The organism is Streptomyces sp. NPDC047022 (assembly GCF_040644155.1).
Lineage (GTDB): Bacteria > Actinomycetota > Actinomycetes > Streptomycetales > Streptomycetaceae > Streptomyces.
This window is the reverse complement of record NZ_JBEYVV010000004.1, coordinates 179,665-189,568: the sequence shown is the minus strand read 5'-3', so window position 1 is coordinate 189,568 and position 9,904 is coordinate 179,665. Positions and strand designations below refer to the sequence as shown.

General features: G+C 70.8%; 6 protein-coding genes. 1 reads left to right on the top strand and 5 read right to left on the bottom strand.

Annotation, left to right across the window (positions count from 1 at the left end; translation table 11 throughout):
* Positions 1-303: 303 nt before the first annotated feature.
* From ABZ845_RS07560 to ABZ845_RS07540, 5 genes are all read right to left on the bottom strand, one after another.
* A complete protein-coding gene (locus tag ABZ845_RS07560) occupies positions 304-2,883 on the bottom strand; it encodes an FtsX-like permease family protein (RefSeq protein ID WP_360974194.1) in 2,580 nt (859 codons plus the stop codon).
* Positions 2,880-3,668: an ABC transporter ATP-binding protein gene (locus ABZ845_RS07555; protein ID WP_360974191.1), complete on the bottom strand. Its 789-nt coding sequence runs from the start codon at positions 3,666-3,668 to the stop codon at positions 2,880-2,882. The genes ABZ845_RS07560 and ABZ845_RS07555 overlap by 4 nt, the downstream gene beginning before the upstream one ends.
* Positions 3,669-4,335: 667 nt before the next feature.
* Positions 4,336-5,220 (bottom strand): cellulose-binding protein, encoded by an 885-nt coding sequence (locus ABZ845_RS07550; RefSeq protein ID WP_360974188.1) that lies wholly within the window; start codon positions 5,218-5,220, stop codon positions 4,336-4,338.
* 224 nt (positions 5,221-5,444) lie between these two features.
* The gene (locus ABZ845_RS07545; protein WP_360974185.1) at positions 5,445-8,063 is read right to left on the bottom strand and encodes an SUKH-4 family immunity protein; all 2,619 of its coding nucleotides are present in this window, start codon (positions 8,061-8,063) and stop codon (positions 5,445-5,447) included.
* Between the two features lie 9 nt (positions 8,064-8,072).
* Positions 8,073-9,092, bottom strand: a complete 1,020-nt coding sequence (locus tag ABZ845_RS07540; RefSeq protein ID WP_360974454.1) for an SMI1/KNR4 family protein — start codon at positions 9,090-9,092, stop codon at positions 8,073-8,075.
* A gap of 278 nt (positions 9,093-9,370) precedes the next feature.
* Here ABZ845_RS07540 and ABZ845_RS07535 point away from each other — a divergent pair, with 278 nt between their 5' ends.
* Entirely contained in the window at positions 9,371-9,871 is a 501-nt protein-coding gene (locus ABZ845_RS07535) for a YwqJ-related putative deaminase (protein ID WP_360974182.1), read from the top strand.
* Positions 9,872-9,904: the final 33 nt, after the last annotated feature.

The window sequence follows — 9,904 nt, the reverse complement described above, 5'->3', positions numbered from 1 at the left end:
GCGGGTTTTGCGCAGTTCCCCGCGCCCCTATAGCGGTCCATCCGGTACGACGGGGGCCGCCGGTACGTCGCGGGTTTTGCGCAGTTCCCCGCGCCCCTATAGCGGTCCATCCGGTACGACGGGGGCCGCCGGTACGTCGCGGGTTTTGCGCAGTTCCCCGCGCCCCTTTAGCGGTGCGTCCGAGACCGCGGGTGCGTCGTGGGTTTTGCGTGGATCCCCTTGGCCGTGTCCGGTGTGTCGGATTGGTTGTGGTGCCGGCCCGCGTCCCTCTGGGGCGCGGGCCGGTGTGGGTGTGTTGGGGAGTTACTCGGTCGCGATGGCGTTCAGGACGTTCATTCGGCCTGCGCGGAATGCCGGGATCAGGGCTGCGGCCAGGCCGACGAAGGCGGAACCGATGAAGACTGCGGTGATCGTCGGCCAGGGGATCTTCAGGGTGTGCAGGCCCTCCAGCGCGAGGAGCCGCTGGGCGGTCGCGCCCCAGCCCATGCCCAGGCCGAGGCCCAGCAGGGCGCCGAAGACGGCGATCACCACGGATTCCAGGCGGATCATGCGGCGCAGCTGGCGGCGGGAGAGGCCGATGGCCCGCATGAGGCCGATCTCCCGGGTCCGCTCGACCACCGACAGGGCGAGGGTGTTCACCACGCCGAGGACCGCGACGATGATCGCGAGTGCCAGCAGACCGTAGATCATGTTGAGCATCTGGCCGATCTGGTCCTTCAGCGCCTTCTTGTAGTCGGTCTGGTCACGCACCGTGTACTGCGGGTATCCGTGCAGTGCCGACTTCAGCGACTTGTACGCCGCCGCCTGCTGTCCGTCCTTGGCCGTGGCGAAGACCAGGAGGTCGAGCGGCATCTTGTCGGCGGACACATACCTGGCCACCGTGGCGATGGACGCGTACATCGAGCCCTTGTCGATGACGACGTCGTCGCTGGTGATCGCGCGGACCGTCAGCTTGGCCGTCCTGCCGCCCTTGAAGCCGACCGTGACCGTGGAACCGAGCTTGATGCCGTGCTTCTTGGCGAATTCCTCGTGCACGGACATCGAGTCGGGCTTGTAGGCGTCGGCGAGATCACCGGCGACGGTCTTGGTACGCAGGTCCTGCGCGTAGGTCGCGTCGACCGCCTTGATGACCTCGTCCGAGGCATGGCCGTCCGGAGTGGCCAGGGAGGCGTCCACGATCTTGTACTCGGTGACCCGGGCAAGGCCCGGTGTGTCCTTCAGGGCCTTCACGGCCTGCGGGGTGATCAGCGTGTTCTCGTTGTCGGCCTGGATGATGAAGTCCGTGCCGACGGTCTTGTCCAGCTGATCGGTCGCGGAGGCCACCATCGAGGAGCCGACCACCGACAGGCAGGCCACCAGGGCCAGGCCGATCATAAGGGCGGCACCGGTGGCGCCGGTGCGGCGCGGGTTGCGCAGTGCGTTGCGCTCGGCCATCCGGCCCACGGGCCCGAATATTCGCAGGATGAGCGCGCTGAGGACACGGACCAGAGCGCCGGCGGTCAGCGGACCGATGACGACGAAGCCGATCAGGGTCAGCAACACGCCCAGACCCAGCCACGACGAGCCGTCCGCGGCCTTGTCGGCGGTGGCGGCGGCATACAGACTCCAGCCGCCGGCGCCCGTCAGGACCACGCCGATCAGGGCCCGTACGACACCCGCCCTGGCATCTGCCGGGGCACCCGCCTCGCGCAGGGCGGCCATCGGGGAGATCTTGCCGGCGCGCCGGGCCGGCAGGTAGGCCGCCAGGACGGTGACGACCACGCCGAGGAGCAGGCCGAGGGCCGGGGTGGTCCAGGCGACGGTCAGGTCGTCCGTGGACAGGTGCATCCCCATGTTGCCCATGAGCTTCATCAGACCGACCGCGATGCCGACCCCCGCGCCGACACCGAGAACGGAACCCAGCACGCCGAGCAGCAGAGCCTCGACCAGCACGGACCGGTTGACCTGCTTGCGCGAGGAGCCGATGGCGCGCATCAGGCCGATCTCGCGGGTGCGCTGGGCGACCAGCATCGAGAAGGTGTTGACGATCAGGAAGATGCCGACCAGGAAGGCGATCCCGGCGAAGCCGAGCATCGCGTACCTCATCACGTTCATGAAGGTCTGGACGCTCTTCTGGTTGGCGTCGGCCACCTCCTTGGCGGTCTGCACCTTGAAGCCGCTGCCGAGCTCAGCGGCCACGTTCTCCTTCAGCTGGTCGTCGGAGACCCCCTTGACGGCGGTGACATTGACGTTGGTGTACACGCCGGTCCGGCCGACCAGGATCTGCTGGGCGGTCCTGGTGTCCAGGTAGAAGATCGCCGCGCCGGGGTTGGTGACCGTGTAGGTGGCGATGCCGGACACATGCGCGTGGTGCGTGCCGATGACGCTGATCACGCCGATCTCGTCGCCGAGCTTGAGGTGATGCTTGCTCGCGGTGTCCGCATCGATCATGACCTGGTCGGGCGTCTTGGGCACCGAACCGGAGGTGACCTTCATGATGCGGGCGTCGTTGCCGTTCCAGCTGCCGACGATGGTCGGCGCCCCGCTGGTGGGCGAGAGCTTGTCCAGGTCGTGGTCGACGACGGTCACCGAGGTCGAGAACACCGTGCCCTCGGCCTTCTCGACACCCCGGACCTTACGGACCCGGTCCAGCACGGAGGCCGGCAGGACCGGCGGCTTGCCGGTGCGGGAGGTCGTCTCCCCGCTGTCGGAGGAGCCCTTGGCGCTGACCGTCACATCCGAGGCGGAGGCCGCGAAGAGCTTGTCGAACGTCGTATTCATCGTGTCGGTGAAGACGAGCGTGCCGCACACGAAGGCCACCGACAACAGGACCGCGACGGCCGACAGGGCCATCCGCCCCTTGTGCGCGAAGAAGTTGCGCATCGAGGTCTTCAGGATGGTCATGACGTGCGCCCCCGGGCGTCGAAGTCCTTCATGCGGTCGAGCACCGTGTCCGCGGTCGGCTTGAACATCTCGTCCACGATCCGGCCGTCGGCCAGATACAGCACGCGGTCGGCGTACGAGGCGGCGCCCGGGTCGTGCGTGACCATCACGATGGTCTGCCCCAGCTCGTCGACCGAGCGGCGAAGGAAGCCCAGTACCTCGGCCCCGGCCCGTGAGTCGAGGTTTCCGGTCGGCTCGTCACCGAAGATGATCTCCGGTCGGGCGGCCAGGGCGCGCGCCACGGCCACACGCTGCTGCTGACCGCCGGAGAGCTGCGTGGGCCGGTGCTTGAGCCGGCCGGCGAGCCCCACGGTCTCCACGACGCGGTCCAGCCACGCCCGGTCCGGCTTACGGCCGGCTATGTCCATGGGCAGCGTGATGTTCTCGATCGCGTTCAGCGTCGGAAGCAGGTTGAACGCCTGGAAGATGAATCCGATCCTGTCCCGGCGCAGCTGCGTGAGCTTCTTGTCCTTCAGGCCGGTGATCTCGGTCTCGTCCAGGAAGATCTGACCGCTCGTCACGGTGTCGAGCCCGGCCAGGCAGTGCATCAGCGTGGATTTACCGGACCCCGAGGGGCCCATGATCGCGGTGAACTGGCCCCGGGCGATGTCCACGTCGACGTGGTCGAGGGCGACGACACGGGTCTCCCCCGACCCGTACGCCTTGACGACCTGCCGCGCTCGCGCGGCAGCGGCCGTACGCCCTCCAGTACCCCCGTGCCTGGGAATGGTCACGGCCGATGTCATGTCATATCTCCTATGTCGGTCAGCAGAAGGGACGCGTGGTCCCTCGTCCTGTCTCGCTCGGTGAATGGCCGCCGTCTGGCTGCGTTCGCCAGTCTCGTGCCGGAAGGGTCTCCGCCGCGCTGGTGCCCGGCCCCGTCTTCCGCTGGGGAAAACCCCACCCTCTCCACTGCGGCCGGCACGACCCCCGTGCGTGCCGGCCGCTCCCCAGCGGCGTAAAGCCAGATTAAGGACAGCGTCCCCCGGCCCTCCTCCTCCGCCGGGACGAACCCTCCCCAGGTCCTGATACGGAGCAACCCCTAGGGGCAGTCCGCCGGAGGACGGAGTTCTTCTCAGGGTCGGTCTCCACCCTCCGGCGCGGTCGCTCTCCACCCGGGGAGAGGGCACGGCCCTCCCTCCAGCGAGGCAAGCCTCCACCCTCCCGCCGCGTCAGGGTCAAGCCCGCCCGGTCGTGTCAGGGTCGGTCCACCGGGTCGCGACGGATCCGAGCCGCCCGGGGCCGCCGCCCACAGGGACGCCACTTCGAGACCGCCGCCTCGAGGGACACCACTGCGAAACCGCCACCCCGATGGGGCCGCTCGGAGAAGAGCCGCCCGGAGGCGAGCCGTCCCGAGCGGCCGTGCGCGGGAACGCCCCGAGATGAGACGTCCCGCGGCGGGCCGTTCCCGGACTACTCCGCGGCGGCCCGGCCCATCAGCATCGCAAGACTGTTGCGCACCTCATCCATCTGAGCCTGCACACCGTCCCGGTGCTCCGCATGCTCCCGCAGCACCCGTTCCGTCTCCCTCGCGACGCGCTCCTCCCGCAGACGCGCCTCGGCGACCACCTCCGCGGCACACGCCTGCGCATCCCGCTGAACACTCAGGGCCGACTCCTCGGCCTCGGCGAACGCCCGCTCCGCCTCCGACAGGGCAACCTCCGCAGCCGCCACCCGCTCATCCGCCGCCGCGTCCACGGCCGCCGACCGTTCGGCCACGGCCAGCTCCTCCGCCCTCATGCGCTCGGCCTGCTCCCGCTTCTGGTCGGCCAGCAGCGCCTCCGTACGCTGACGGACCTCCCGCAGCGCGGCCAGCGCCTCCCCCCGACCCTCCTTCACCTCACGCCGCGCCGCGATCCTCAGATCGTCGGCCTCCGCCCGCGCCGACAGCAGCCGCGTACGGACCCGCTCCCCGGCCTCGGCACGCACCCCTTCCGCGTACACCTGCGCCGCCACCCCCGCCTGCCCGGCCGCCGCCTCCGCCTCCTCGACCAGCTGACGCGCCTTCCGCCGCGCCTCCTCCCCCAGGGCGGCGACCTCCTCCAGCGCCAGGCCGAACAACCCTTGGGCACGCTCCCCGAGCGACTCGTACGTCTGCGGCCCGAGTTGCGCCACCGTCTCGCGCAGCCGAACCAGATCGCCCTCCATCTCCCTGGCCAGCACCGTGAGCCGGGCAGCCCGCTCCCACGCTGCGTCGCGGTCCTGCGAAAGAGCGGTCAGGCAGGCGTCGACCTGGTCGGGACGGTATCCCCGCCGCACGGACACAAAGCCGTGCGGCGACCCCGATGCGCTGCTCATGAAACCCCTCTCCAGCCGACCCGCACGAACCGATGATTTTCCGCACATCCTGATGGATCAGACGGAAGTGTTCATAACACGACACTCCGCACGTGATCAATGGGGGCAGGGCGGGGCACAAAAGGCGCTGGGCCCCGGTCGCGCGTCTTCGCACGACCGGGGCCCAGCCCTCGGGACCACATCGGAAACGGGGGACGGATCAGGTCACCTGACCGCCCGCCCGGTCACAGCAACCCGTCCCACATCTGCTCGAGCAGCACCGACCACCAGCTCTCCGGCGAACCTAGCGCCGCCGGATCGAGGGAAGCGAGCTGCGCCTGGAAGTCGATGGTCCAGCGGCCCGCCTGCTCCTGGTTGAGCCCGTACCGCAGCCGCCACATCCGGCCGAGCAGCGCCATGCAGCGCGCGAACTCGGGCAGGCCCGTGTTCACGAACTGCGGCGGCACCGGAGCGCCGCCCGCACCCGCCTCGACCGGCACCGCGACGATGTTCGCGGTGCCGTACTGCACACAGATCGCCTTGCCGAAGTCACTGCCCATGACGAGGTACGAGCCCGCGTCCGAAGCCGGCTGCACACCGCGCTCCTGCGCCAGCTCCGCGAGCGTGGGCACCGGACGGCCCGGCTGGGCCTGCGCCCAGAAGAACGGGCCCATGTCCAGCGGAAGTCCGGCAACCACCAGCATGTGCGCCACGACCGGCGGCACACCCTGCCGGGCCACCGCCGCCTGGTCGAAGCGGAACACCCCCGGGCCGAAGGCAGCGGCCAGCTCCTGCGCGATCCCCTCCGGCGCAACCGGCGGCGCGGGCTGCACCGGCGGCAGCGGCGCACGCACCGGAGCCGGGCGCGCCGGACCGTCCGCCACCTGATGCAACTCGCCCTGATGCCCGAGCAGTTGCCGCATTCCCTGCTGGCGCGAGGCATGGTCGGTGCCGTAGGGGGCGATGCTCGTGATCCTCGCCTGCGGCCAGTTCTCCCGGATCATTCGCGCACAGTAGGCGCCCGGAAGCTCACACGACTCCAGCTCCGTGTGCAGCTCGAGCACCTGGCCCGGCGGGACGTTCATCGCACGCAGCTCATGGAAGATCTGCCACTCCGGATGCGGAGTGCCCGGCGCCGAACGCCGGATCAGCTGCTGCTCCGAACCGTCCTGCGCGCGGTAGCGCAACACGGCCTGATATCCGGGGCCGACGGTCGGCTGTCCGGCCGGCGGGTAACCGTACGCGGGCGGCTGACCCGGCATCGGCTGACCCGGCATGGGCTGACCCGGCATGGGCTGACCAGGCACTGGCGGACCCGGTACGGGGCCGCCCGGCACCGGCTGCGGAGCGCCCGTCGGCACTCCCGGCGGCGGCGGAGGCGGAGGCGGCGGCATGCCGGGGCCTCCGGAAGGCGGTCCGGCCAGCATGGTCTCGGCGTGATGCACGGCTCCGGGGGCCGCTCCCGGAGCACCAGGGGCACCAGGGGCACCAGGGGCACCAGGAGCGCCAGGAGCACCCGGCGGCATCGCCGGCGCGCCAGGAACACCCGGAGCACCCGGCGGCACGCCCGGACCACCGACGGCCGGACCGGCAAGCATCGTGGCCGCGTGATGCACCCCGCCCGGAGACGCACCACCCGGCTGACCCGGCGCACCAGGAACCTGCGGAGCCCCGGGAACCCCCGGCGGCTGCGGTGCGGGCGGGCCCGGAACCGGCGCACCCCCCGGCCCCTCCGGACCGAGCTGCGACACCAGCTGAGTCGGCACGTAACCACCCCCCGCGGCACCCGGTGACGGAGGCGGCGGAGGAGGCGGGGTCGCACCCGACCGCGCGCCCGGCACACCAGGCACTCCGGGCGGATGGGGCGCACCACCGGCACGCGGCCCCCGCGGAGGCGCCGCCTTGCTCGTCGCGGCGTCGGCGATGTCCCCGGCGTTCGGCGCCAGGTGCCGTCCCGTCCCGGACGAACCGGCCTGAGGCGCCGGACCGGGCACAGCGGGACCGGGCGGCATGCCCGGCGGCGTACCCGGCACACCACCAGGCCCCTGCGGATACCCGTACGAAGGCGCACCAGTGGGCGCAGTGCCCGGCGCCCCCGCCCCGGGCTCACCCAGGACCGGAGCCACCGCCGTACGCGGCAACTGGCTGCCACCCGCCAGCAGCGCGGTCTTCGCGTCAGGAGTGGACGCGGGCGGCGGCGTACCGCCGTCATCCGCCCCACTCACCGGCGGCGCGAACACCGTGGCCGGCAACGGGACCGAACGGTCCTCGCCCGCATCGGCACTGGTGTCCGTCCCCGCCCACTGCGTCGCACCAGCGGACGCACCCGGCACCGGCACCGCGTCCGCAACCGCTCCCCCGACCCCGGCAGCAGTCGAAGGCGCGGACGCAGGCGACGGCACGGACGCAGGCGACGGCGCAGCACCGGCAACGCCGGACGACGTCCCCGACGCCTCCCCCGACGACCCGGCACCGCCCTGACGGCGATCCGGAATCCCCATCCTGTCCGCCGCCTCCTGCAACCACTCCGGCGGACTCAGCAGGAACGACGTCTGATTCAGATCCACTCGCGCCGCGGGCACCGGAGCGGGCTCCTCCGCCTCACCCGCCCCGTACTCCTCCTCGTACCGGCGAATCACCTCACCCACCGGCAGCCCCGGCCACAGCGTCGCCTCACCACTGTCACGGGCGATCACCAGCCGCAGCGCGCCCCCGTCCGAACGCGGCCCCTCGGCGCGGTCCTCCGCCCACACCACGAACCCGAGCTCGAACTCCCGCACCCGCACCTCACGATGCTGGTACGACGGCACATCACCGTTGATCCACTCTTCCGCGCGCTCCTGCGCCTGTGCGAACGTCACCATCGTCCGGACTCACTCCTCCACCGACGACACGGGCACCGCACGCGCGAAGCCGCCGTCCACCATCAGGTTCGCCACTGTCTCCAACTCCGGCGGATCCCCCGCCAGCCGGGACAGAAAATCGTCGAAGTCGTCACCACACGGCAGCAGCAGCCGCTCCACGCGCTCCGCCGGCGTCCACGACGCATCGACATCCCGCGCGTCGTCATAGGCACAGAACCAGACCGAACCGATCCCGTCGCCCTTCACCTTCACCGCCAGCAGACCGCCCTGCACGAAACCGACACCCAGATAATCCTTCGTCAGATGATCGCGCAGACACTTGTTCACATACACCAGGTCATTGACCGCCGCCTCATCACGCACCGTGAAGAACGGCTGATCGACCAGCAACCCCAACTCGGCGTCCAGCGCCGCACCCACCGGCGCACAACCACCCGCCGCCTTCAGGAACGAACGGTACGCACCCGGCAGCCGGTACCCGAGATCCTCCTCGACCCCCTGCACCTGCTGCTCCGTCACCGCCACCCCACCCCTCGGCAGCCCGAAGTGCACCGGCCGAGTCTCCTGCAACGGCCGCGTCCCCCGCTTACCATGGTCGACACTCGCCGTCGCGACACCACCGTGATGCCTCAACAACGCCTTCACCTCGACCGGCACCAACTCCAGCCGCCGCGCACCCCGAACGTGATGCCACGTCCAGCCGTGCGGCGTCGCCACCGCCGGAATCGCGTCCCACAGATCATGGCCGGCCGCCGCCGAGGCGGCATTCGCCGACACATAGTCCGTCAGCCGCAACTCATCCACACCAAAACCCTCCGGCGGCTCCGCGATCTCCGCCGACGCACGGGCATAAGGCGAGAAATCCGGGTAACCGTGCTCGTCCACCCGCACCCCCCTCGGATGGCGGGAAGCCCTCACCGGGTCCGGGAACTGCACAACCTGCCCGGCGTACGCGGCGTTCGGCGGCGCGGCACCTTCACCGGCCTGACGACCGGGAGGTGTCCCCAGCCCGAGCCGACCTGTCGTCATGACGTAAGCCCCCTGCGGCGTTCTGTCCGGCCCCTGCGGCCTGGCCTCTACGGCATCGCGAATCGCGAATGCCGACAGCCTAAGCGGTACGACGACACGGGTCACCGGCCCTCCAGCCCCCACGCCCGGCCGACCCACCACCACCGTGACCAGCCGTCACCCCGCCGTGACAGTCCGCCCAACCCTGGCGTGTCGCACCGACCCAGCTTCCGCACCAGCCACGGCATTTGGCAGTCTGTGTCCTCCCACGGGGGAGGCAAGGGGAGGGACGACAATCCATGAACACCGCACAAACAGGCACCTCAGGAGACCCACGCGTCAACTGGAGCACGGCCGACACCGCACCCACCCCCACCCTCCGCCACCGCCGCGACGGCATACTCCCCACCGTCGCCGCCGCCCTCTCCGTCCGCGGCACCACCCTCACCGGAACCGCCGCACGCGGCGACCAGCCACCCGCCCTCCACCCACTCGTCCAGGAGTACCTCGACACCCTCGCCAGCAGCCACCGCGACCGATCCACCGGACGCTGCGCCGAAGCGATCCTCATCTCCCGGCACATCACCGCCGCCGACGCCACGCGCAGCAAACGCGCCGCCCGCAAACCCATGACCAACGGCGAAGCGCGCAAAGCCCTCAAACACGCCAAACTCACCGCCCGCCGCATCCGTGAAGACGGCGACCCCCTCCACGGCAGCTTCGCCACACCCTGCCGCGCCTGCACCTCACTCAGCGACCACTTCGGCGTACGCATCATCGACCCCACGGCACAGCACTGACCCCTCAGCGCACCCCGCCACCCCAGACCCCGC

Excerpts from the sequence above, each read along its gene's own strand:
- ABZ845_RS07560 (WP_360974194.1), bottom strand. The coding sequence starts at position 2,883 with ATGACCATCCTGAAGACCTCGATGCGCAACTTCTTCGCGCACAAGGGG.
- ABZ845_RS07555 (WP_360974191.1), bottom strand. The coding sequence starts at position 3,668 with ATGACATCGGCCGTGACCATTCCCAGGCACGGGGGTACTGGAGGGCGT.
- ABZ845_RS07550 (WP_360974188.1), bottom strand. The coding sequence starts at position 5,220 with ATGAGCAGCGCATCGGGGTCGCCGCACGGCTTTGTGTCCGTGCGGCGG.
- ABZ845_RS07545 (WP_360974185.1), bottom strand. The coding sequence starts at position 8,063 with ATGGTGACGTTCGCACAGGCGCAGGAGCGCGCGGAAGAGTGGATCAAC.
- ABZ845_RS07540 (WP_360974454.1), bottom strand. The coding sequence starts at position 9,092 with ATGACGACAGGTCGGCTCGGGCTGGGGACACCTCCCGGTCGTCAGGCC.
- ABZ845_RS07535 (WP_360974182.1), top strand. The coding sequence starts at position 9,371 with ATGAACACCGCACAAACAGGCACCTCAGGAGACCCACGCGTCAACTGG.